The 23010-nt window shown below is 66.8% G+C and carries 23 protein-coding genes; all 23 read left to right on the top strand.

The window, feature by feature from the left end:
* Positions 1-47: 47 nt before the first annotated feature.
* Positions 48-1601: a cutinase family protein gene (locus NV348_RS11195; RefSeq protein ID WP_062990427.1), complete on the top strand. Its 1554-nt coding sequence runs from the start codon at positions 48-50 to the stop codon at positions 1599-1601.
* A 116-nt stretch (positions 1602-1717) separates the two neighbouring features.
* Entirely contained in the window at positions 1718-2398 is a 681-nt protein-coding gene (locus NV348_RS11190; RefSeq protein WP_157125496.1) for a DUF8176 domain-containing protein, read from the top strand.
* Between the two features lie 419 nt (positions 2399-2817).
* On the top strand, positions 2818-3048 hold the full coding sequence (locus tag NV348_RS11185; protein ID WP_143876007.1) for a hypothetical protein: 231 nt from the start codon (positions 2818-2820) through the stop codon (positions 3046-3048).
* A 32-nt stretch (positions 3049-3080) separates the two neighbouring features.
* The gene (locus NV348_RS11180) at positions 3081-3347 is read left to right on the top strand and encodes a hypothetical protein (protein WP_378839878.1); all 267 of its coding nucleotides are present in this window, start codon (positions 3081-3083) and stop codon (positions 3345-3347) included.
* 58 nt (positions 3348-3405) lie between these two features.
* Complete coding sequence (locus tag NV348_RS11175; RefSeq protein ID WP_447146871.1) at positions 3406-4215, top strand: alpha/beta fold hydrolase; 810 nt, start codon at positions 3406-3408, stop codon at positions 4213-4215.
* Complete coding sequence (locus NV348_RS11170) at positions 4212-4442, top strand: hypothetical protein (protein WP_062990417.1); 231 nt, start codon at positions 4212-4214, stop codon at positions 4440-4442. Before NV348_RS11175 ends, NV348_RS11170 begins: the two co-directional genes overlap by 4 nt.
* The gene (locus tag NV348_RS11165; protein ID WP_447146870.1) at positions 4411-5103 is read left to right on the top strand and encodes a DUF8175 domain-containg protein; all 693 of its coding nucleotides are present in this window, start codon (positions 4411-4413) and stop codon (positions 5101-5103) included. Before NV348_RS11170 ends, NV348_RS11165 begins: the two co-directional genes overlap by 32 nt.
* A gap of 12 nt (positions 5104-5115) precedes the next feature.
* A complete protein-coding gene (locus NV348_RS11160; protein ID WP_062990413.1) occupies positions 5116-5913 on the top strand; it encodes a DUF8175 domain-containg protein in 798 nt (265 codons plus the stop codon).
* Positions 5910-7340, top strand: a complete 1431-nt coding sequence (locus NV348_RS11155) for a hypothetical protein (RefSeq protein ID WP_062990411.1) — start codon at positions 5910-5912, stop codon at positions 7338-7340. Before NV348_RS11160 ends, NV348_RS11155 begins: the two co-directional genes overlap by 4 nt.
* Positions 7337-8809: an SCO6880 family protein gene (locus NV348_RS11150; protein ID WP_063816326.1), complete on the top strand. Its 1473-nt coding sequence runs from the start codon at positions 7337-7339 to the stop codon at positions 8807-8809. Before NV348_RS11155 ends, NV348_RS11150 begins: the two co-directional genes overlap by 4 nt.
* 95 nt (positions 8810-8904) lie before the next feature.
* Positions 8905-10530 (top strand): putative type IV secretion/conjugal transfer ATPase, encoded by a 1626-nt coding sequence (locus NV348_RS11145; RefSeq protein WP_143876008.1) that lies wholly within the window; start codon positions 8905-8907, stop codon positions 10528-10530.
* An 82-nt stretch (positions 10531-10612) separates the two neighbouring features.
* Positions 10613-12265 (top strand): M23 family metallopeptidase, encoded by a 1653-nt coding sequence (locus NV348_RS11140; protein WP_063816325.1) that lies wholly within the window; start codon positions 10613-10615, stop codon positions 12263-12265.
* A gap of 10 nt (positions 12266-12275) precedes the next feature.
* Positions 12276-12836, top strand: coding sequence for a hypothetical protein (locus NV348_RS11135; protein WP_143876009.1), 561 nt, complete (start codon positions 12276-12278; stop codon positions 12834-12836).
* Complete coding sequence (locus NV348_RS11130; RefSeq protein ID WP_062990401.1) at positions 12829-13716, top strand: hypothetical protein; 888 nt, start codon at positions 12829-12831, stop codon at positions 13714-13716. The genes NV348_RS11135 and NV348_RS11130 overlap by 8 nt, the downstream gene beginning before the upstream one ends.
* A gap of 26 nt (positions 13717-13742) precedes the next feature.
* Complete coding sequence (locus NV348_RS11125; protein ID WP_062990399.1) at positions 13743-14399, top strand: hypothetical protein; 657 nt, start codon at positions 13743-13745, stop codon at positions 14397-14399.
* An 80-nt stretch (positions 14400-14479) separates the two neighbouring features.
* The gene (locus tag NV348_RS11120) at positions 14480-14929 is read left to right on the top strand and encodes a hypothetical protein (RefSeq protein WP_218721744.1); all 450 of its coding nucleotides are present in this window, start codon (positions 14480-14482) and stop codon (positions 14927-14929) included.
* Between the two features lie 227 nt (positions 14930-15156).
* Complete coding sequence (locus NV348_RS11115) at positions 15157-15951, top strand: hypothetical protein (protein WP_447146869.1); 795 nt, start codon at positions 15157-15159, stop codon at positions 15949-15951.
* A gap of 1 nt (position 15952) precedes the next feature.
* Positions 15953-16822: a hypothetical protein gene (locus NV348_RS11110; RefSeq protein WP_143876010.1), complete on the top strand. Its 870-nt coding sequence runs from the start codon at positions 15953-15955 to the stop codon at positions 16820-16822.
* A gap of 82 nt (positions 16823-16904) precedes the next feature.
* Positions 16905-17846 (top strand): hypothetical protein, encoded by a 942-nt coding sequence (locus NV348_RS11105; protein ID WP_143876011.1) that lies wholly within the window; start codon positions 16905-16907, stop codon positions 17844-17846.
* A 107-nt stretch (positions 17847-17953) separates the two neighbouring features.
* Positions 17954-18664, top strand: coding sequence for a hypothetical protein (locus NV348_RS11100; RefSeq protein ID WP_062990387.1), 711 nt, complete (start codon positions 17954-17956; stop codon positions 18662-18664).
* Positions 18664-19620, top strand: coding sequence for a hypothetical protein (locus NV348_RS11095; protein WP_062990385.1), 957 nt, complete (start codon positions 18664-18666; stop codon positions 19618-19620). Before NV348_RS11100 ends, NV348_RS11095 begins: the two co-directional genes overlap by 1 nt.
* Before the next feature lie 215 nt (positions 19621-19835).
* Entirely contained in the window at positions 19836-21092 is a 1257-nt protein-coding gene (locus NV348_RS11090; RefSeq protein WP_062990383.1) for a hypothetical protein, read from the top strand.
* A 76-nt stretch (positions 21093-21168) separates the two neighbouring features.
* Entirely contained in the window at positions 21169-23004 is a 1836-nt protein-coding gene (locus NV348_RS11085) for a type IV secretory system conjugative DNA transfer family protein (RefSeq protein WP_169812860.1), read from the top strand.
* Positions 23005-23010 lie beyond the last annotated feature (6 nt).

Here is a 23010-nt window from a genome sequence, read left to right as displayed (position 1 = left end):
GGGCAGGCCGAGCCCACTCGCTCGACACCGAAAGGAAGCCGAATCCGATGAACCACAACACCACTCAGCGCAGAGCCTGCGCGATCGCGGCCGCATGGCTGACAGTGACGGTCATCGGCGCGGCACCAGCCCTGGCCGAGCCCACCACCAGCCCACCTCGCCCGTCGACGACATCGGGCGAACCTGCAACCTCGGCCTGTCCTGCCTTGTACGTGCTGGGCGTGCAGAACGGTGAGGAAGGCGCCGCCACCACCGTCGACACCGGCGATACCGGGGTGCTGGGCCAGGCCTTCGGGCGGATGGCCACCACAGTCGGCGCGGCGATCGCGCGGTCCTACATCGTCTTCGGCGCCGAGGTGAACACGGCGAACTACCCCGCAGCGGTGACCGCAGCGGCCGATCAGATCGAACAACGCGCCAGTGAGGTGATCGACCGGTGCCCATCGACACAGATCGCGGTCGCCGGCTATGCCCAAGGCGCTGCTGCGGCAGCAGTTTTCGCCGAAAAATCCGGGGCGGGTCGATCACGAGTGCCCGCAGAGAAGATCGCAGGGATCGCGTTGCTGGCCAACCCTTCACGACGAGCAGCGACCGGCGCCCTGCCGGGCACCGACAACAGGGAAGCCCCTTCCGCTGCATCCGGCACGGACGGAACCGCGGTGTCGAAGATCAAGCTGACCAACATCGGATTGTCCGGGGCAGGGATCGCCGCCAGCGCTACACCGACCAGCTACGGCTCGCTGGTCGGCCGGGTAGCCGATCTGTGCGTGGCCGGTGATGCCACCTGCGATGTCCAGTCCGCGAGCCCGTTGCTGACCGCGGTCAGCAACATCGCCGGACAAACAGAGGGCAAGGACCCGGTCGCCGCGATCGCCACCGTCGCCCAAGCCCTGGCCTCCACCGCCTTCACCACCGCGGTCGGCGTCGTCAACGACGACATCACCGGCACCAGCTTGGACCAGCTCTCCTACACACCGAACCAAACTCTGGGCCAGCGCGTCGCGGCGGCGTCCTCACCGGCTGCCACCGCAACCACCGAGTCCGATGCTCTGTCAGCGCTGTTCAAGGTCGGCACGATCGGCTTCAACGCCGTGGTGTCGGTGGCGCAGAAGGTTTTCACCGCCACGACCATCGCTGAACTCGCCGCTGTCGGTCTGTCCAACCCCGCCGCCGCCGTCGCGGTGCTCGGCACGAAGGTCGCTGAGGCGGTGGTGGATCTGGTGCCGCCCCAGTCGATCAGTACATGGGTCAACGACGCGTTCGAGGCGATCACGTCCACGATCACCGACCCCCAAGACCTGTACACGACCTCGGCGACTGCCCAATACAGCAACGCCACCGGGCGACGCAGCAGCTACAGCACCGTCTCGGTGACTGCCAGCGGCGATACCCCGCTGGCCGCGACCACTTCGTGGTTCACCGCGATCGCCCACGACCTGGCCGCCCAGGCGACGTCATCGACGAAGCAACCGACGCCCTCGAGCGGCGTGACGTCTTCGACTCATCCACACCCGGCACCCTCGCCCACCGCAGCGAAAACCTCTGCCAAACAGACCAATTCGGAATCGGTCGCCACCAGCCCGCCGGTGGCGCACCCCTAGACCCCTTCGGAGCACGACCAGAGTTACTGGGCTTTCCCCCGCCGGATCAGTGGCTCTTCCAGCGGCGTGCTCCGAAGGGCCCGACCACAACCCAGCTGATCGAGGAGGTGAACAACATGCCCACCGACGACCTGAGCCGCAACCATGGTGCCGCCTGGCTACACAGCCCCGACAGCCCAGAACCACATTCAGACGAACCCCAGCGGGTCGACCAGCACATCGACAGCCAAGCGGGACAGCACGGGCAGTACCGGGGGCGGGCGCACCGCTTCCGGATTGTCGGGATCAGTGCCGCCTTCTTGAGCGTTGTCGCCGGATCGGCTGCGGCCCTCGCGGTGAGCATGTCGGGCGGGAGCGAGGACCGTGCCGACGCCTCCTCGACAACCTCGGCCCCGCAGACGGGCACCACCTCCGTCGTGGTTGCCACAGAGCGGGCCTGTGCAGGGGTGACCGCTCAGATCGTGACGGCCGGTGCCGGTGACACCGCGACTGTCGCGGGCGTGATCGCGGCGTTCGAACACGCCTACTACGTGACCCGCAGTGCTGAACAAGTCCTGCGGTTGACGAGTCCGCAGGCCGGGCTCGCACACGAACCGCTGGCCGCCGCTATCACCGCGCTGCCGATCGGCACCACCCACTGTGTCGGCGTCACCTCGATCGCGGAGAACACCGCCGAGGTCCATCTGGTGGAGCTGCATCCGGATGGCCGCCGCTTCGACTACCTGCAGGTGATCAACGTATCCGCCGTCGGCCCCGCCGGGTTGGTCATCACCAACATTCAGAAGCGAGGCAGCTGATGCATGCCTTGACCTTGCGCGCGCACCCCCTCGCTGGGATCGGCAGCCGCCGTCTGGACCCGGCCACTGTGAGCCCTCCAGATCGCGTCGCCAGTATCCGCACCGAGCCCCTGCCGACGACCCGAGCGCATCCACCGGTGGTCGCGATCGTCGGCGCTCACGGCGGAGCCGGCACCTCGACGCTCGCTCGGTGGTGGGCGCCAGCGGCGGACTGTGGGCAGTCCTGGCCTGGGTCGGTGCAGACGACGCAGCGGGTCGTCGTGGCGGCGCGGCTGTGTCTGCCGGGGTTGGTCGCGTGTGCAGATCGACTACGCGAATGGCATGTCGGTACCGCTCCTGGCGGTGTCGAGGTCGTCGGTGTCGTGCTCAGTGCTGCCCGGCCTGGGCGAGTACCGGCGCCGGTACGCCGTTATCGCGCCGTGGTCGAGGACCTGGCCGAACAGGTGTGGGACATCGGCTGGCATGACGAGCTCATCGAACGCGAACTGGCCGAGCTCGCCGAGTTCAGCCCGTTCGACCCAGTCCCGCAACGGCGCGCCCGCCTGACTCAAGCGGTGCCCCTCGATGTTCATCACGTCGGCAGCGAGCTCATCGACGCTCTCGCGCGCGCCACGAAAAAGCTTATCGAACAACAGGATTCGGAGAGATAACCATGTCCGTTCTATCCGTGGTGGGTGACAGCGTGTCTGTGCTGGCCCAAGAGATCAAGGTCAACCCGACCATCCCGCCGGGCGGAGACAAACTGACCAACCTCGTGGGGTACTTGTCGTGGCTGGTCATCTTGGCCGGGGTCGCAGCCCTGATCTATGCCGGTGGCAAGTTCGGGTGGGAGCGCTGGCACGGCGGCGCGGTCGAATCACCCAAGATCGTGTTCGCGGCCATGGTCGGCGGGATCATCGCCACCTCTGCTGGCGCCATCATGAACGCCGCCGTCACCGGAGGTTCCTGACATGCAGGCACCTCAGTTCAGCCACGAATCCCCCAGCAGCGCACCAGATCCGCGCACCGTGACTATCACCGCGGCCGACGGCACAGCGCTGCCGGCGACCCGCTTCGGGAAACCGGACGCCACCCTGACTGTCGTCTATCTGCCCGGACCGCTGGCCAGCGCAGCGCATTTCTCGCCCATGATCACTGTGGTCGACAGACATTTCAGCGCAGACACCGCGCAATTGGTCTACGACCAGCGCGGTCACGGCAACGACCTTCCGCTGGCGTCGGGCCGGGCGGGGATGGCTCAACTGGTCGAGGACCTGAACACGGTGATTTCCCACGCGGGAGGTCGCGTCGTGTTGGTGGTGCATTCGCTGGCAGCGATCGTGGCGCAGGAATGGCTTTACCATCATCGACGCGACCAGACCCGCCGCGTCGCTGCGATCGTCGCGATCGGACCGGTCACCGAACTACCCGATCACGATGGGGTACTGACCGCGCACCCGACCGGGGTGGCCCGCCAAGCAGGTGCCCGTCTCATCCACGACCTTTCCACGGCATTGGGTGAGCGGGGCCTTCACACCGAGGCCGAGATCGAGTCCGCCCGCCGAACACTGCGTGCGTATAGGCGATGCGGTGCCGATCTGGCAGTGGTCGAGGATCTGTTGCGCGCAACACCGACCTGGATCGTGGCTGGACGAGCGGACCCGGTGGCGGACTACGAGCGCGTCAAGGAACTCGCCGAGACGGTGTGGGCCGAAATGAGCAGCTTGCGCGCCGGAGGCCATGACCTTGCCCGCACCTTTCCCTGGCTGCCCGCCGCCGCGGTGTCCTCCGCGATCCGCGCGGCTCACGACGCCGACAGGTTCGGGGGTGGCTGGTGATTGCCGAACCGCTGCCCGCGCAGGTGCTGGCGCCGCTGACACAGCTGGTGAACTGGCTGGCTTGGTTCGTGCTGCTGCTGTGTGTGGCTCGCGCGACCTTCGTCGGCGGCCAACTCGCCCTCCGGATCTACCGCGAAGAAGCGATCGAAGGCTTCATCGGATCCCTCGCTGCCGCCGCACTTCTCGGCTCGGCCAGTGCCCTGGCCATCGCCATCCTCCCTACCTGAAACGCAGGACACCCCTATGCCACAGAAACTTTCGGTACGCGGTCATCGGACGATCGCCGTCTGGATCGTGCTTGCCGTGGCGGTAATCGCCGCCACCAGTTGTGCGGACATCGACGCGGGCGGAGACCTGCGCACGCCAGCCACCACGGACGTTACGCAGCTGATTCCCCGTGAGTTGAGTTGGCGGGCCTACCGAGGCATCGACCTGCCGGTCGCAGTGCAAGGCCCCCGCGTAGTCGATGGTGCGATCGCCTCGGACTTCGACCGGTCTCCGGTCGGTGCCGCACTGGCAGCGATCCACGCGACCGTGCGCGTGTCGGTCGCAGCGGACGGTCAGTGGGCCTCGGTCGGGCAACGCATGATCGCCCCCGGGCGAGGACGCGACACATGGGCGACAGCTCGCGCCCAGATCTCGATCACTACCCCCGCCACTGACATGGTGCCTCGCATCCTCGGCTACCTCGTCACGGCCTACGCCGACACCGAAGCGCAGGTTCAGACCTACTCCACGTATCCGGACCGCTCGATCACCCGCAACACCGCCACCGTCATCTGGGCCACCGACGGGTGGCGACTGCGACTGCCCGACACGGTGACCGAAAGCCCTGTCGCCGCAGTGGATTCCGTGCCCAACGACATGGTCGCCCTGCCGAAACCGTGAGGACTAGTTCTGATGCGTTCGAATCGAACCCTGCTCATTTTGCTCAGCATCATCGCCGCCGTGGTGATCGCCGTGTTCGTCCTGACCGTCACTGGCGGCGACCAGCCTGACACCGCCCGACCCCCTGCGCAGGGCGGACAGCCCACGACGACCGCCACGCCGCCGCCGACACCTTCATCAGCGCGTCCGCCAACAGTCGACATGTTCGGCAACCGTCTCGAAGTCCCGGTTGAGGAAGCCGGTGCGGTGTTGCCGCAAATTGCCGAGGATCGGATCGAACCGACGCGATCTGATTTCCTGACCGCGGCACCTGCTCGACTGCAGTGGCAGCGGATCTGGAACGGCGCGGCCGTGCCGGTCTCAGGCAGCGACGGCCCTGCCCGCATCGACGCCGGTGTGGCGGCGGGATTCGCCCACACACCACAAGGTGCGGCGCTGGCGGCGATGGACGCGATCGGGAGGGTCTACGGCGCACCGGAACCGATCTGGCGAAACGTAGTGCGCGACCGTTTTTACGGTGGCGGCGACACGTTGATCGACCAGTTCGACCGTTCCCGGGCCAGCGCCCCGGATATGGCCCGCTACGTCACTGTCCCCGAAGGAGTGCGGGTCCAACCCGACTACCGCGAAGACTTAGCCGTGGTTCAGCTCGCGGTCCGTTCTACGACTGGGTACGCGATCGCGACCTGGCCGATGGTCTGGGTCGACGGGGATTGGCGAATCCGCACGCCCGACGACATCGAAACGCTTTGGCGCCCAGCCACACCCACTGCCTCAACGGCTGGATTCGGTCGCTGGAGGCAGTCGTGACCAGCATCCTCGCCGCACCGGTCGCACCGGGAGATGGTGTCCACGCCCAACTGCCCGATATCGCCTGTGTCGCGGTGCCCGGGATAAAGGAGGCGTGCCAACTCGCAGATGCGGCTGGGGGCGTGGCTGAGGCGGCGAGCGACTCGGTGATCGGTGGCATCGCAGACGATCTCATAGAGAGCCTCGTGACGGCGCTGCGGTTGGTGATGGCATGGTGGACGACCTTTCCGTCGCCGGAACTCACGACCTCCCAGGGCCAGCCCGCCCCGGTACTCGCCCAGATCCGCGAATACACCAGCGGTCTACAGGTGGTGCTGTTGACGGCCGGGATCATATTCGCGGCCGCGCGACTGGCATTGGCCAAGCGTGGTGCCGCAGCGGGGGAAGCTCAGGAGAGCTTTCTGATGTTGGCGCGAGCAACGTTCGGCGCGATGACCTTCGGTGTGTTGATCACTGTCGCGACTACGGCTGGCGACGAATTCGCAGACTGGGTCGTCTTCGACGCCGCTCGCGGTGACCTCGATACCGCCGTCGGTCGCATCGCCGATCCGCGGATCACGGGCAACCTCGGCCACGGGATCCTGCTCGTTCTCAGCGTGCTCGGGTTGATCAGTATGTTGGTTCAGCTCGTCATGCTGGTCGTTCGACAGGCCCTGCTGGTTGTGGTTGTCGCGGTGATTCCGATGGCGGCAGCGGCGTCGGGGACCGGGCCGGGTTCGCAAGCCTACAAGCGGTTGGTGGCGTGGTCGCTGGCGTTCGTGCTGTGGAAGCCGGTCGGAGCGTTGGTCTATGCGATCGCGTTCACCGTCACCGGCAGTGGCGACGAGCCAGATCCCCAGATGATCTTGCTGGGAGTGATCTTGATGGTGATGAGCGTGATCGTGCTACCAGCGCTGATCCGCTTGATCGCACCAGCAGTGGCCACGCTCGGCGGCGGAGGCGGAGCGGCATCAGCGTTGGCCGGCGCTGGCGCGGGTATCGCGATGTCGGCGGTCGGCAGCGGCGGATCGCAGGCCAGAAAGATGTCCGAGGCTCAAAACTCTGGTCCATCGGCCGGATCAACGAGCCGGACAGGCTCACCGCCTTCTGGGCCGAATGGTGCTGGCGGGGCGCGGCCGATGGCAGCGAGTTCGGGAACGCCGTCTAGCGGGACAGGCTCCGCGCCGGGTGGCGGCGGGTCTATGTCAGCAGGTCCGGTTGGGGGTGGTTCGCGTGCTGGCGGGGCTTCTGCAGCGGGTGCCGGTGGTTCGGGCAATGCGGCCGCTGCCGGTGCGATGGGCGCGGGTCCTGCGGGTGGGGCGATGTTAGGCGCCCAACTCGCAGGCGGCGCGCTGCGAGGCACTGCTTCGGCCGCTCAAAGCTCTATTCCGGAGTCGTCGCCACAGATGGATCCCGATGCCCTCGGTCCCGGGGAGGTTCGGCGATGAGCACACGGATGTATGGGCGCTGGGAGCAGCCGCGTTCGGCCGGGTTCTTCGGTCTGACTTGGGGGGTTTCGCTTCTCGGGCTCGGCTTGATCATCACGGTGATGGTGTCGTTCATGATCACCCGCTCGCTGGAATTCGCAGGCGCTGTCCTGCTCGGTGCGGCGGTGGTGTTCGTCCCGCTGGCGGTGACGCGCAATGGGCGTACCGGTTGGGAACTGTTGCTGCTGAGGGTTCAGTTCGCCCGCGCTCGTTCTCGCGGCGAGCTGACCTACCGGTCCGGGCGGTTCTCCCGGCTTCCGGGTTTGGCGAAACTTCCTGGGTTGATGGCTGATTCGCGCCTGACCGAGTACGAGACCCCAGGTGGGAAGCGGTTCGCGATGCTGCATATCCGGCGCAGCGATCACTACACGGTGATCGTGCGGGTGATCCCGCGCGGCAAGGAACTCGTCGACCAAGCCCAAATCGATTCCTGGGTCGATGGATTCGGCCAATTCCTGGCCGCGCAAAGCCGTGGCGGAGAAGTCGTCGCGGTGACCGCGGTGCTGGACAACACCGTCGAAACCCGATTGAAGCAAACCCAGGAAGTCACCCGCCTGATCCGCCCGAACGCCCCTGACTTCGCCAAGGCTGTGATGAAGGAAGCCGCCGCTGACAGCGGCGGGGTCGGGGTGCGGATCGAAGCTCGTATCGCGATCACCTACCGGGCGATCGGCAAAGGCCGTATTCGCCGTGACCAGGCCGAGCAGGCCCGCGAGATCGGGCAACGACTGCAATCGGTGCTGTCGCAGCTCGCCCGTGCCGGCCTGCCCGCCACACCCCTGCACGCGTGGGAAGTGCTCGGCTTGGTGCGCAGTCGATTCGACCTCGCTTCGCAGCGCGATGTCGAGGCGGCCGGGGCGCAGATCGTGGAGTCGCAGTCGTGGGATTCGGTCGGCCCGCTCGCCCATCATGATCGGTGGGATCACTACATCCACGACGGCGCCCGCTCGATCACCTGGGAGATGGACGGTGCACCCCGCGGGGCGGTGATGGAAACCGTCCTCGAAGAGCTCCTGCGCCCGCGCCCGGACATGCCTCGCAAACGGGTCGCGATCGTCTACCGCCTGCATTCGGCGGCTGAAGCGACGTCGTTGGTGGACTCGGACTTCCGCGACGCGGTCGCCGCCGAGCAAACCGAACGGGGGATCTCGTCGGCGGCGGCGCGGATTCGGGTCGGTAACACCTCGGCCGCGCGGGAGGAGCAAGCGCGCGGGGCGGGGTTGACCCGGTTCGGGGTGTTGGTGACGGTGACCGATCACCTCGACGCCGACCTGCCCGGAATCGAGGCCTCGGTCAAAGGAATGGCGGCGGCGTCGCGGTTAACGGTGCGCCGCTGCTACGGCTACCAGGCCGCGGGGTTCGCCGCCTCGCTCGGGATCGGGTTGATCTTGCCCGAACACGCTTCTATCTCCAAGCGGGTGTCGGGATGAACGCGCGCGCAGGGAGTTCCCGAACCAGGTCCGCGAAAACCGAGCTGGTCGAGGGTATCAGGATCCTAAGCCGTGCCCGCCGTGGTGAAGTCGAGATGACGGCCTTGACCAGCGGGGGACTGCGGGGCTGGCGGGCACGAATGCTGCTTTCGAGCGATGACCATCGCCGAGCGACTGCCGCGCGCCGCCGCGACGGCACCGCCGGGGACGGGTTCGACCTGAACGCCCCGGCGTTCACTGACCGTGGTTACACCGGTGCAGGCGGTGGCCGCGCGTCGGTGGTGCCGCGCACACCGGAGTGGCGTGCGACGACCGTCCAGGTCGCTGGGTTGTGGCCGTTCTGCGTTGGCGCGAGCGCACCCACTGCGGGGGTGCCGGTCGGCAGCCACTACATCACCGGCGCCCCGGTGCATTTCGACCCGATGTCGTGGTTCCTGCGGGGGTTCATCACCGCACCGATCGCGTTCGTGTTGGCGCTCAACGGATTCGGCAAGTCCTCACTGATCCGACGCATCGTCACGGGTGCGGTCGCGGCGGGGGAGACCGTGCTGTGCATGGGCGACACCAAAGGCGAATACCGCGACCTGGTCGAACGCCTCGGCGGTCAGGTCGTCGACATCGGCTACGGCCACGGAACCATCAACCCCCTCGATGTCGGCGCCCTGGGCGCCACCATCGACCAGCTCCCCGATGCCGACCAACGCCGCCAGGTCGTGGCGCGGGTCGAAGCGGGCCAGATCAACATCGTCGCCGGGCTGATCGAACTCGTGCGCGGCGCCCGGGTCGAAGACTACGAGGAAGTCCTACTCGCGGCCGGTCTGCGCGAACTCTACAGCCCGGCAGGTGGTTTCACCCACCAGAACCCGCCACTGCTGGAGAACCTGCTCGCGGTGATCTCCGCCGGAGGTGAGCGGCTGCGCGCGTTCGCCGAAGAAGACGACGCCATCTCCTACCGCGCCGCGACGAAAACTTTGCGTCGGTCGATGCGTGCCCTGGTCGAAGGACCGTTCGGGGCGATCTTCAACGGGGCGACCACTACCCGGATCGACCTTGCCAGCCCGGCGATCTGCGTTGATATCTCCCATATCCCCGAGGGCGACACCAAACTGCTGGCGGCTGTGCTGATGACGTGCTGGTCCGATGGCTTCGGCGCGGTCGCAGCCGCCCACGCTCTCGCTGACGCCGGCCTTGCTCCGGCGCGGACGTTCGAAGTCGTGATGGACGAGATCTGGCGCGTGCTGGGTGTCGGTGAATTCATGGTCGACCGCGTCGACGCGCTGACCCGACTCAACCGGCCCTTGGCCACCGGGCTGATCATGTGTTCCCACACCATCAAAGACCTCGCCGCGTTCGATTCCCCTGCCGCACAAGCGAAAGCGCTCGGATTCTTCGAACGCTCGAGGGCCAAGATCATTGGCCCCGTCGGTCCAGAAGAAGCCAACCGCATCGCCGCGGTCGCCGGGATGACCGACACCGAGAAATTGTTGGTCACCTCCTGGGCGGCGCCGCGCCCACCCAGCGACGACGACCTCGATACCTCGCGGCGCGAGATCCCGCCGGGCACAGGGTGTTACCTGCTCAAGACCGGTGAAGCCGAAGAGCCCGGCATTCCGTTCCGGATGGTGTTCACCCCCACCGAACGCGACTCCGATATCCACAACACCAACCGCCGCTTCGACAACCTCGGCCAAACCTCCGGTGGGTCGGTGAATCCGCGATGAGCACCGTCGAACCCAGTCGTCAGCGAAACCACAACCCGAGCTCTCACACCCGCGAGACCCGCCCGCACCCGGTGGTGCCGCGATGAGTGCTGCCGCTCGGGTAACGGTCGCGGTCGTGGGCGCGACCCTGATGCTGCTTGGACTGCTGCTCTTCGCGGGCGTTGCCGACAAGGGGGGCTGCGCGCCGTCGGCGGTGCCGAGCGGGGCGGCCTCGGCGACCGGTGACGCGAGGACGATGCCGATGGCCGAGGGCAGCTACACCCTGACCTCGGGTTTCGGGATGCGTTGGGGCACACAGCATCAGGGCCAGGATTTCGCCGCCGCGTCCAAGACTCCCATCTACGCGGTCGCCGACGGACTCGTCGTGCGGGTGGGAGCTGCCAGCGGGTTCGGGATCTGGGTGGTCATCGACCACAACATCGACGGCGAAACCGTGTCCTCGGTCTACGGGCACATGTTCGCCGACGACGTCCGTGTCGAACAAGGCCAGAACGTGCGTATCGGTCAACTGATCGCCGGCGTCGGCTACAACGGTCAAACCGTCCCTGCAGGCCCCGACGGGGCGCACCTGCATCTCGAGATCTGGACCGAAGGAGGGCGATTCGGCGGCGGCACGGCCATCGACCCGATGCCGTGGCTGCTCCAAGGAAATGCGGACCAGTCCACCAGTGTCGCGACATCGAGCGCGGTGTCGCCGCCGACGACATCAGTCAGCGATGCTCCCGTAGCTGGCGCTGGTACGGCGGCAGGCTCCGAGCTGCCCGAAATGCCTGCGTCGATCGGCTTGGAGCGTGGGTTGCAGGTCGACTCGATCCGTCTGGCACGCACGATCGTTCAACGGTTCCCTCAGGTGCAGAAGATCTATGGGCAGCGTGAGGATGATCTGCCCGATCACCCCAGTGGCCGGGCGATCGACATCATGATCCCTGACCCGACATCCGGGGACGGCAAAGCCCTCGGTGACCAGATCGCCGGCTTCGTTCTCACCAACTCCGTTGCACTGCGGATCGACTATTTGATCTGGCGCCAGACCTACCGTGCGGCCAGCGGCGAGTCCAACCTGATGGAAGACCGGGGCGGGGCCACCGCCAATCACATGGACCATGTCCACGTGACCACCCTGGGCGGGGGATACCCAGACGGCTCACCGATCGGCTCCGTCGCGACCAACCCACCCGGCACCAGCACAGCATCGACGTGCGGATCCAGTGGCGGAGAGGCCGATCTCGCGCCAAACACTGTCCCCGCCGACTTGGAACCGTGGTATCGGCTGGGTGGCACCGTATGCCCGCAAATCAGCGCGTCGCTGCTCGCTGCCCAGGGCAAACAAGAATCCGGGTACCGGCGCGGGCTGACATCGTCGGCTGGTGCGCAAGGTCTGGCGCAGTTTCTGCCCGGCACCGCGACCGCTCTCGCCTCCGACGGGCAGCCGTATGTGATCGACGCCGACAGCAGCGGCGTCGCCAGCGTGTGGGACGACGGCGACGCGATCATCGGCCAAGCCCGCTACCTGTGCGACATCGCCGACCACGTCGATGCCTGGATCGAGCAGGGCAAAGTCGTCGCCCCCAACGGTGCCGTCGAGCTCTACCTCGCCGGCTACAACGCGGGCGAATACGCCGTGCTGCGCTCGGGTGGATTCCCCACGGGTTCACCGGATTACGAAGTTCAGACCCGCCCGTATGTGGCCAGCATTCTCGCGATGGCCACCCAGATGTCGACGACGATGAGCTGAGGACACCATGGTGAACCGTCTACCTCTGTGGGCTGTGACCCTCGGTGTCGCGGCCGTCCTGATTGTGCTCGCCACGGTGCTGGTGGTCGGCGCGCAGAACAGTGAGCCCGTGCCCGGTACGCGCACACCGGGTACCGCCCACGTGGAGGGGCCGGATCCCGTGGCTGCCGACGCCCGGACCGTCACCCACATGGGTTTGGCGGCCATGTTCTCCTGGCAACCACGCACCGACCCCGGCCCCGGCACCGGGTTGACCCGCGCCGCACCGTGGCTGACCGGCGAACTGGCTGCCGCAGCGAACAGTGGTCCGGGCAACGGATTGGCACCGTTGCCGGAATGGGCGCGATGGCGCGACAGCAACGACATCGTCACCGCCCTGGTCGACGCCGAGCAGACGAAAACCGACATCGCCGGGGCGACGGTCGCGGCGTCGGTGACCCAGCAGGTACTCCACCGGGACGGCTCCACCACCCTCTACCGGCGGATGCACGTCACCGCCACGGTGACAGAAACGTCGCAGGGGTGGCGGATGTCGAGCTACCGCATCAACTCGGTGACCGGCCATGGCTGACCGGATGCTGGCCGCCTCGCCAGACAACAACCTCCTCGGTACACCTCCGATGCTCGTGCATCGACGGATGGCGGCGGCGATCCAGAACGTCACCGTCGATCTGATGCTGCTGGCGCGGGAACCACACAGCCGCATCCAGACTTTCCGGGATCTCTCGATCGCTGGGCGGGTCCTCCACGAACAGGCTGCGGCGATCGGGGTGCCCGCCAACTGGATCGACTATGCACGCCAAGCTGGTCAGGAAGGTCGAAAAGCGACCGGGACCTCCTCGTTGCCTCCTCGCCGTCCGGTCTCGCGGTCGTTGTTGATCGCTCAGCTACACCACCAGGCCGACACCCTGTGGACCATGGCCGCAGTGGGCCCGGTCCGCCGCGACCGCGGCCAGGTGACCGCACCGGCAGCGCAGAAGCTGGGTGAGCATCTGCGGTTGCAGTGGTTGCGGGTGGCGATGGTCGCCACCGCCATCAATCTCACCGAAGCCGAAACCCGTGGCTGGTGGGCCACCGATCCGACCCACTGGCACTCACGCCAGGCCCAGATTCAGCAACAGTCGGTACCCGATCAGGGGCGTCAATGGCGTGAGCTCACCCATTTTGCGAGCGTGCGTGAAGCACGGGTCCGGGTCGCGGCGATGCGCATGGTCGGCATCGACCTCACAGCCAGTGCCCCACATCAACTACCGCCTGCCCCGCACCTGCTCGCGGTAACCGCCGAGAACGCTTGGCACACAGCATCTCTGGAATCCGAAGGCGGGGCACGCATCGACGCCGCGATCGCCGCGACCGGTATCGACGACGCCCACGGCATCGCCGATAGCGACACCCACGACCTGCCACCCCCGACCGGGTCAGCGCAACTGCACGCCGAACCAGATTTCTGACCCCCAAGTATCTCGAGGAGAATCCCATGACAACCCACCCCGCCACCTCGAAAGACCCGTCGCCCCCGACCACACCCGAAGACTTGGTCCGCGACCGGTTGACCGACTTGTGGACCTTTGCGACTACGGAGGAGTTCGACAGCCTCGCCACCGAATACGGCTTCACGACCGAAGAAATGTCGCTGCGCTACGTCGCGGCGTTGTTGGATGTCGCAGGTATCGACTACCAGGGTCTGCGACAGACCGAAATCCTGTGGGCAAACTCAGGTGCCAACCTCGTGCGCAAGGCCGCGACGGGCCCGGCACTGACAGTGTGGTCGGCGGCGACGCTGCAGGCGTTCACCGTCTGCGCCGCCTCCGGTCGCATGATCTGGCACGAACCTTTCGGTGCCGCCATGGTCGATGGTGTCGACGCGGCGACTGTGTCGGCAGAGAAGGCGATCGAGCTGTCCGCTCACGCTTTGCGTGAGTGGGGCGCCGAAGCCGGTGTCTTGCGGTTGAACCTGGCCCGCAGTCGCGGCCTGGATTTCGAACGGCTGCGCCGCATCGCCGCCACCGAGGGCCTGGTCCTCGATATTGCGACCGTCGCGGTCCGCAACCCGGCCGCCGAACAATGCATCGCGCCCGAACGGGTCGTCTGGCGGACGGTCGACCTGCAAGAGCTCTGGCAGAGCGCGTCATGAAACCCGCTCTGTTGGCGACTATCGCCGCAGTGGTCTTGGCGGCCACGGCAGCGAGTGGGTGCTCGACCGCGGATGCGCCGGTGGTCGAACCGGTCTGCAGCGCGCAGGCTTTCCCGCCACCACACACCGAGGTCTGGCCCTGCTCGGCATCGGATGTTCTGCGGGCCGCAGTGACCACCTTGTATGAACTGGACCCGGTGGTCGGGCTGGATGCGCGGTCGATGTTCGAGGCCGCGCGACCGCTGATGCGGGCCGCGTACTCGACCGACACTCGCGTGGGGGCATCACTCTGGTCGCCGATCACCGTCGACTTGTGGCAGGACTGGGTCGAGTACCAGGTGCCGTTGCGGACCGAGGTTCGTCTTACCGGTGACGAGCATCCGCCTGATACCGCGACCTCGTCGAGCCGGGTCCTGTCGGTCACCCTGACCCCGGCCGAACGGACACCGATTGTCTTTGCGGTGTACGCGAGATCGACGCGCCAAGGCTCGGAACGGGCGTGGCTTCTCGCCGAAATGCAGGTGCTGTGATGAGCGGGGATCCGGTCGAAGAAGGTGGCCAAGCGGTCCGCCAAGGATTCCTGCAGGCGCTGCAGACCGCCCACACCACCAACGCACTGTTCCGCAGCAGGGGCGGGGAATCGCGCTCACGCGCCGAATCCGAGCAGCGATCCGCGATCGAAGCGGCCAAGAACCAACGGTCGTGGATCGAGCACCAGACCAGGCTCGGCAACCTGGGGACAGAGCAAGCGCTGAGCATGGCCAAGATCGACGAGGTCCGCGCACGCATCGCCAACGCAGCACAGATCACCGAGGTCGACCTCCGCCACAAAGAAGGCCAAATCACCCGCGCCGAAACAGATCTCGCACGACGCGAACACGATGGTGCGCTCTCCCGAAGGCAGAGCAAGGAGCTCCATACCGAACGCATCGCCGGCTACACCAACCGCGAAGCCCGCGACGTCGAGCTGCACAAACTCGATGTCGAGCTCAAAGAACTGATGATCGAGATTCGCCGCCGTGCCGCGGGATTCACCGACACCTTGCACCACTCCGATGCACGGACCGGCGCGGGCCAGGCGGCGGCAGCTCAGTTCGCCGCCGCAGATGCCACCCGCGACCTCTCCGCGGACGCCGACGCCGCGGCCCGAGCCTACGAAGAACGGTTCGTCGACGACACCGGGATCGAACCGGACGACTTCTTCTCCGAGAACGGGGCCGATCTATCCGATAGCGGGTCTCGAGGTTTCGGTGACATGGACGGGCTAGCCGCGGATCTCACAATCAACGCGCACCTGAACGACGAATTCAACCACCTTGCTGACCATCTCGATGACAACGCTGACCCGACCGCGCAAACCATTCTCGACGCGGAGGTCGTCGAGGCCGGTGAATGGATCGAGGCCGCCGTATCGGCCGCAGCGGTCCACAACATCGACCCCACCGCCCCCGACCCTGACCTGACCAGCGGGGGAGCTGAACCCTCGCCTACTCGCGCGACAGGCAAGGAAATCGAAGTATGGGGCGATCCCGGTGTGGGACGGGGCCGGTGAGATGTTCGACCCGAACCCGATCCAGGCCAAGCTGCTCAAGGCCGTGCAGAACCTGGCCAGCGACAACGCGCGCCTGATCGACCAATCCCGCACCGGGGACAACCAGCAACTGTCGCCGATGGCGCTGGCTCATCTCGATATCGGGCGCCGTACCCGGGAGAACCTGGAAGCGATCGCGACCGCGGTCGGGGTACCGAAATCGGTGATCGACTACACCCGCGCCTCCGGTGAACGCGGACACCGCTGGCAACCCGGCCAGCCCCTGCTGAGCACCGAATCCATCGACCGCGACACCCTGCTTCGCGGACACCTGCGAGCTGTCGCGCAACTACAGACGATGGCCGGGGTTGGGGCGGCGTTCTCCCAGCAGGGAACCCTGCCGCGCGACGGATTCGCCGCGTTCCGGCGTGTGATGGGTGTGACCTGGCAACGCGTCGGAGCCGTCGGCCACGCCCTGGGCCTGACCACAGTCGAACAACAACACGCGTGGCAACCCACCGACAGCCCGTGGACCGACCACGTCGCCCGAACGATGGCAACGCTGGACCGGACAGCGCTGATGACGCGGTGGCGGGCCGTCGTGGAGACCAACTTCGCCACGGTGTCGATGCCGGTGATGGTGCTCCAAGCCGCCGGAATCACCCCCGACGACATCAACCGCCAACTCCCCGTCCTGCCCGACCGGATGGTCGAGCTCGCCGCAGCCGCCCTCGAACCCGACCCCGTCATGCGTGAGAAGGGTGGCGCTGGCATCGACGCCGCGATCGAGGCCACCGGCGCCGATTCCCAGACCGAATTCGAGCCCACCGATCACCGGCCTGCGTCGCACCCGGATCGATACCGCGGGCCCGACATGGGCCCAGGGCCGTGACAGATCGGATGCCACTGCTATCGCCCCCCCCGCAACCCGCCATCACAGAAAGTCCAGTGATTCAACAGGATTGGAGAAACCGGTGAGTCATCCGCTCTCAGGTGCCGAGGATCTGCCGTCGTGGCAGCTTCGGCTGCTCGAACGAATCCAGAACTCGAGCTATGAGCACTACCGCACGCTGTTTCACGGTTACCCGCAATACTCGACCGCCGCCAGTGGCCCGAGCATCCAACTCGAAAACTGGCGGACCAACCTGCGAGCACTCGAAGCCGAGCGCTCCGAGATCGAACTCCACGCCCACGGACTCGACATCCCCCAACGGATGATCGACTACGCCACCGAGACCGGAGCTAGGGGAGCACGCTGGGGTGATACCCGCGAAACTGCGCTCCTGCCGATGTCCCCGCCTGGGGCGAACCCAACGCGGGTGCACCTGCTCGACCAGATCGCCGATGATGTGTGGCGCCTGGAACACTCGGCCCTGGTCCGCGCGGAGTATCTGCATCGCGTCCACACCGGTGGGTTGGCCGACAACGAACCCGGAGAACGCCAACTCCACGACAACATGGCCGCGCTGTGGCGCCGTGCCGCCGGCACCGCGGCGCTGATCGACCTCGAGCCGGGCGAAGCCCACCAGCTGTGGGGCCGTGGACCCGACTCCTGGCAGCAGTTGGCGGAGCTGACCGCAGCCTCCTACACCGACACCGAGCTGCAGCAACGGTTCGCGGAAATGTCGTGGAAAGGTGTCGAAGCCGAGGTCTCGCGCGGCTTCGACAACCTGGCGACCAGTGCCTCTACCAATCTCGGACCGCCGACCCCGTGGGAGGTCGCCGAGCGCGCCGAACAGGCGCTCGCCGCAGCCAGTTTCGCTGACGAGTTGGCCCCACGCCTGGGTCATGGCATCGGCACGGCGGTAGAAGCTACCAGCACCGGGCTCGGCACCGACTGGGAGCCCGACCCCGATCCACAACACCCGCCCGGACGCGGACCTGGTGTGGGCGTCGATCAAGGGGTGGGGTCATGACCAGCGGGCGCGATCTACACCAAACGCCTCTGCGGTGGAGCTCCTGGATGCACAGGATCCAGAACCTCGCCGCTGATGTGAGCCGATTTCACGGATCGCCAACATTGGTGATCGCCGAGACCGATGTCATTGATCCCCCACGACAGAGGTGGCAGGAGCAGGCCGATCGGCTCCACGGCGCCCTCACCGCGGCCGAGGAACAGGCACGGGCTGCAGGAGTGGATCCGACGTGGATCGACGACGCGCGCACGGTGGGCTCGCACCAAGGCACGAACCCGCAAACAGGCGCGGTGCGGCAGCTTCCCCAGCGCAAGTCGGGTATCGAGCAGTTCTTCCTGGATCTACTCGACGTGGATCTGTGGCAGCTCGAGCGGATGGCAGCCCTCGACATGGCGCTCCCGGTCCGAGCTGCGGCAGGCCACGGAGTTATCACGGGCGACTCGGCGCGCGACTTAGCCTTGTTCGAGCGCATGCACGTGCGTTGTTCGCGGGCCTCGTCCCTCGTGGCCGCCGTGCAGCTCACCCCGGAGGAAGGCGATCGGATGTGGGGCGCGGGCGCCGAACCGATGCGCCGAATGCACGCCGCAGCGATCGACCAGATGAGCGACGTGCAACTGCTCGGGCAGTGGCACGAGTATGCCGACGCCGACGCGAGACTGCGGATGCCCCCCAATTGCAGCCAGGACCCCGACACCGGAAAGGTGTCCTTGGCAGACAGCCTCACCGACCCACCGTCGCCACGGCAGATGATCGCGCGCGCCGCCCTGACGCTCTTTTCCCGTGATCCCGAGGGCGCCGACAACCCCGGGGTGTCGTGATGACCAGCGCACACGAACCCTCCATGAGTCAGCGCCACGGCGAGCTCCTGCGTCGGGTCCAGAACATGGCTGCCCAGCTCCGCGAGGTGACCGACGCCGGACCAGCCATGTTCGACGACGGCGTCTCCGCAGACAGCCAACTGGTGTGGACCGAGCGACTCGAAACTCTCCGCATCGAAAGCGAGCATGCCGAGTTCGAGGCGATGCTGGAAGGTGTCGATCCGGGCTGGGTCCTCGATGCCCGCGAACTCGGCAAGCGCGGCGCGAGCTCACCCTCGCCTCACGTGGTGCGCTCCCACCCCGCGCGTGCCAACGAAGCGCAGGAGTTCTACCTCGACATGCTCGAGGTCGACCTGTGGAATCTGGAACGGATGGCTGGCCTGGAGGCCGCGCGGGTGGACCGGGTCGTGACTGGGCGATGGGGTTTCGACCACGACCCGATCGCGGTGGCCCAGTTCTCCGACAACATGGCTGCCCTGCACAACCGGGTGGCGGTGCTCGCGGCCGCGGCGCAACTGACACCGGCCGAAGGCGACAGTCTGTGGGGTTCGAGCGTGGAAGGGATCCGCCGCGTGCACGCGGTCACCTTCGCCGCCTACGACGAGCAAGCCCTGGCACAGGAGTGGAACGGCTATGCCCGCGCGGATCCGGCGTTGGCGGTGCCACCGTATGTTCCGCGAGATCCCGAGACCGGCACGCCCACCGAGACCGCCACGGTGGGCCCGCCGACGCCGCGCCAGATGCTCGCCGACGCGACGAGTGCGTTGCGGGTCCAGTTCGTCGACACCGCCATCCGTAACTCCGAATCAACCGATCTCGCCGCCGAGAGCACCGCGATCACCGCCGTGGTCGACGCGGCCCTGGGCGAGGACCGGGAGTGGACCTGGGAGCCCGACCACGACCCGGCCGCCGGGCGCGGTCGAGAGATCAGCACCGACCGCGGACCAGAACTGTAGGGCCGCAACCGCAAATCTGTGCCTTGTCGGCGCATCGGCTAGGGGGAACTGGACCGAGGCGACCGAACCTGAACCGCTGGGACCTCACACACCCGACAAGGGTGTGACGTTTTCTCGATCCGAGGAAGCACGATGCCCATCCATACCCGTGAAAGACCACCTTCTGCCTCGAACCCCGCACCGCTGCACCGCGATCGCTCCTCCGGGAGCATGCGATGAGCTGGGAGACCCGAGGAACGAGCTTCACCAGCCCTGACTACTACCGCGAAGCCGCTGACCGCGTCGAAGCTGAATTGCGCGCTGACTTTGCCACCTACCACCAAACACGCGAGATCGCCGCTTACGGCGAAACCCCGGCCCAGGTCGTCGAACTGAATGCTCGCGCGCACGCCATAGCACGCCAGTGGCAACAGGGTGGCACACCCGAGCATCAGCAGTTGTGGCAGCAATTGACCACCGCGGTCGAGTCCTGGACTGCCAACCCCGAAACCGCACGGGTTGAGTTCGGTCGCCTCCAGCAGGCGTTCATCGAGGGCGGTTCCGGTATCGACCCGAGCACCGTCCGTACCCAGCGACAAGCCGCGGAACTGACCGGGCACCTCGAGCCGGTCAACGATCACTCAGCTCAAGACGGTGCCCGGTGGCGGCCTCGCCACCTGAGCGTGGTCCCCGACCCCGGCGCCGAGGCGACGCGTTCAGGTAATGCCGCTGATCGTGCGCTGGGCGGGCGATCCGGTGAACAGCTAAGTCTGGCCGAGATCGACGCGATCATCAACAGCTCCGACGAGCTGCTCTCCGCCGAGGAAGCTTTCGGTGATCTGGACACCGGCGCGGAGGAAATCACCGCGTTGTTGCCCGCCGAGCAACGCATCGCGCCTCTCGACCGCGCCGTCACTGCCACTTTCGACCAGCTCCCGGCACAGATCGCTGCTGTGCGCCGACTGCAAGACCTGACCGCTCAACACATCCGGCTGGCCTCCGAGTTCGACGGAACACCCGAGGGTGGGCAAGTCCTGATCGGGCAGATGGAGCGGTTGATGGATGGTGCGCGCGAGGCCAACCGCGCTGCTCTATCCGCAGGCGCTGATCCCGACGAGATCACCGGTGCCTACCAAGCGGGGCTGTCGGGGCAGTTCTGGTCACAACAGCCCGGGGCGCCTCGGCTGGCTCAGCTCGACCACGTTCTGTCCGAACGCGACAGCGCGCTGGCCGAACTCGATGGGTTGCGTGCCCAGCTCGGCCTTGCACCCGACCAGCCTCCGGCGCTCGCGCTGGCCGTAGGTGCAGAGACCACTTACCGCCTGAGCTCGACGGCCAGCTCCGCCGCGCTGGAGCCAGGTGGGGCGGTGATCTCCGGCGCGGTCGAGGCTGCCCTGCCCCATGCCGACTTCGCCGCCGAGTGGACGACCCCCGAACTCACCGGCGTCATCGACGCGCCCCCGCGCGAACACGTCGTCGACCCCCAATTCTGAAAGGTCTAGGTGAATCATGTTCTCTCCCCGTGAAACCCGCCGGCGCGCCAAATCCGGGATGGGTGAGGAAGCCGGCATGCTCCTCATTCTGTTGGCACTGCTCGCTGTCGTGTTCGTGCTGTGGGCGGCGTTGAAACTCGGCAGCTGGTCGGCCGGGCAGCCGATGTCATGGAACCCGTTCATCGCCTTGCTGTCGGTCCTCGCCGCAGACAAACGATGGCCCTGGCAAGCGACGCCGATCGCCGTGGTGCTGCTGTGCGCGATCGGCGCGCTGGCGGTGCGCGGGGTTCAGATGTTCAACACCGGCCGCGAGGTCGATGTGGCCGCGCGAACGATGCAACGGCCAGGCAAGATCCGCATCGCTCGCGTCGCCGACAACCTCGCCGACAACCAACGATTGCTCGCCGACGCGCCACCCGAAGTGCGAGCGAATCCGGGACCGCTGTTGGGGCGCACGGTCATCGGCGACATCGCCCTGCACGTACCCGCCGAACTCGGTGTCACAGTGACGGCCGGTCAGCGCACCGGCAAGACCGTCGCATGGGCGATCCCGGCGGTGCTCTCGGCATGGGGGCCGTGCCTTGCCACGTCGAACAAACCGGACCTGTACCGGCACACCGTGTATGGGCGCGAGCAAGTCGGCCGGGTATGGGTGTGTGACCTGCAAGCGGTGACCGGGCACGTTGTCTGCGGGTTCTGGGTGAATCTGTTCAACCAAGTCACCGGGTTACCCGCGGCGCGAAAGCTGGCGGGTTTCTTCGTGTCCGGGTCGGCCGGTTCGGCCAATGAGATCGCCAATGCGAAGACCGATGCCTACTTCGACGGCGGCGCGCAAGAGCTGTTCGCGCTGTGTGTCTTCGCCGCCGCGTGCGCGGGCGGGGACCTGCACCATGTCGCGGAATGGCTCGGCCGCGACCAAGATCCGACCCCGGCATTGGTTTTGCGCCACTACGGCCACGACCGACCCGCGGCCAGGATCGTCGAATGCCAAGGCCTCTACGCCAGGCAACGCGATGGCCTCTACGACATGGCGCGAAGGTTCCTCAACGTGCTCTCCGATTCCGGGTACGCGCAAATGGTCACGCCCCCGGTTCGGAAACTGTTCCAGGTCAGCGAAACCGCTGCCAAGCCGACGACCGCGGCACCGAGTCGGGGCGGGAAAGTGTCCTCGATTCGCAACGGCGTGGTGATCGAGTCCACCGAACAGGCGCGGACCCACCTGTTGCCGGAATTCGATCCCGTCGCGTTCGTCACCTCCAACGACACCCTGTATCCGCTGTCGATGACCGGGCCTGATGGTGCCACGCCCTTGACCGCCGCGCTGGTCGGCCAAGTCCTCGAAGCCGCCTTAACCCAAGCGCGAGCCCGCCCGGATGGGCGGCTGGCGACACCGTTGTTGTGTGTGCTCGACGAGGCCGCCAACTGCGCCCGAATCAGTGAACTGCCGTCCTACTACACGTATTCGGCGGGTTGCGGGATCATCTTGATGACGATCCTCCAGGTCCTCGAGCAAGGTGAAAACCTGTGGGGTGCCAATGGTTTGAAGACCATGATGGCCCAGTCGATCGAGGTCTACGGCGGCTCCATTGCCTCCCGGGACTACTTGGAGCATTGGTCAGCGATGGCCGGGCAACACGACGTCTCCGACCGCTCCCGCACCCACACACCCGGCGGTATCCAACGCAGCCTGTCCTGGCGCGCAGAACCCATCCTCGATGTCGCGATGCTCGCCGCCCTGCCGAAAGACCGCGCCCTGGTCCGACTTCCCGGCCACGGGCCAGTCGTGGTCCGCAAAATTCCCTGGTTCGACAGCGAGTACGCGCCGCTGGTGCGCAAGTCGATGCAACGGTTCGAAGGTGGGCGGGTCTCACTGGTCAAGTCGAGCCCATCGGTAGCAGGCGGCCAGTCGTGACGAGCC

Source organism: Nocardia fodinahabitans (assembly GCF_052983615.1).
Note: the sequence above shows the minus strand (reverse complement) of the source record. Positions and strands in the feature narration are given on the sequence as shown.

Bases quoted from the DNA above. Each gene is read 5' to 3' on its own strand.
- NV348_RS11195 (WP_062990427.1), top strand. From the start codon at position 48: ATGAACCACAACACCACTCAGCGCAGAGCCTGCGCGATCGCGGCCGCA.
- NV348_RS11190 (WP_157125496.1), top strand. From the start codon at position 1,718: ATGCCCACCGACGACCTGAGCCGCAACCATGGTGCCGCCTGGCTACAC.
- NV348_RS11160 (WP_062990413.1), top strand. From the start codon at position 5,116: ATGCGTTCGAATCGAACCCTGCTCATTTTGCTCAGCATCATCGCCGCC.
- NV348_RS11150 (WP_063816326.1), top strand. From the start codon at position 7,337: ATGAGCACACGGATGTATGGGCGCTGGGAGCAGCCGCGTTCGGCCGGG.
- NV348_RS11145 (WP_143876008.1), top strand. From the start codon at position 8,905: ATGACGGCCTTGACCAGCGGGGGACTGCGGGGCTGGCGGGCACGAATG.
- NV348_RS11140 (WP_063816325.1), top strand. From the start codon at position 10,613: ATGAGTGCTGCCGCTCGGGTAACGGTCGCGGTCGTGGGCGCGACCCTG.
- NV348_RS11130 (WP_062990401.1), top strand. From the start codon at position 12,829: ATGGCTGACCGGATGCTGGCCGCCTCGCCAGACAACAACCTCCTCGGT.
- NV348_RS11125 (WP_062990399.1), top strand. From the start codon at position 13,743: ATGACAACCCACCCCGCCACCTCGAAAGACCCGTCGCCCCCGACCACA.
- NV348_RS11115 (WP_447146869.1), top strand. From the start codon at position 15,157: ATGGCCAAGATCGACGAGGTCCGCGCACGCATCGCCAACGCAGCACAG.
- NV348_RS11110 (WP_143876010.1), top strand. From the start codon at position 15,953: ATGTTCGACCCGAACCCGATCCAGGCCAAGCTGCTCAAGGCCGTGCAG.
- NV348_RS11095 (WP_062990385.1), top strand. From the start codon at position 18,664: ATGACCAGCGCACACGAACCCTCCATGAGTCAGCGCCACGGCGAGCTC.
- NV348_RS11090 (WP_062990383.1), top strand. From the start codon at position 19,836: ATGAGCTGGGAGACCCGAGGAACGAGCTTCACCAGCCCTGACTACTAC.
- NV348_RS11085 (WP_169812860.1), top strand. From the start codon at position 21,169: ATGCTCCTCATTCTGTTGGCACTGCTCGCTGTCGTGTTCGTGCTGTGG.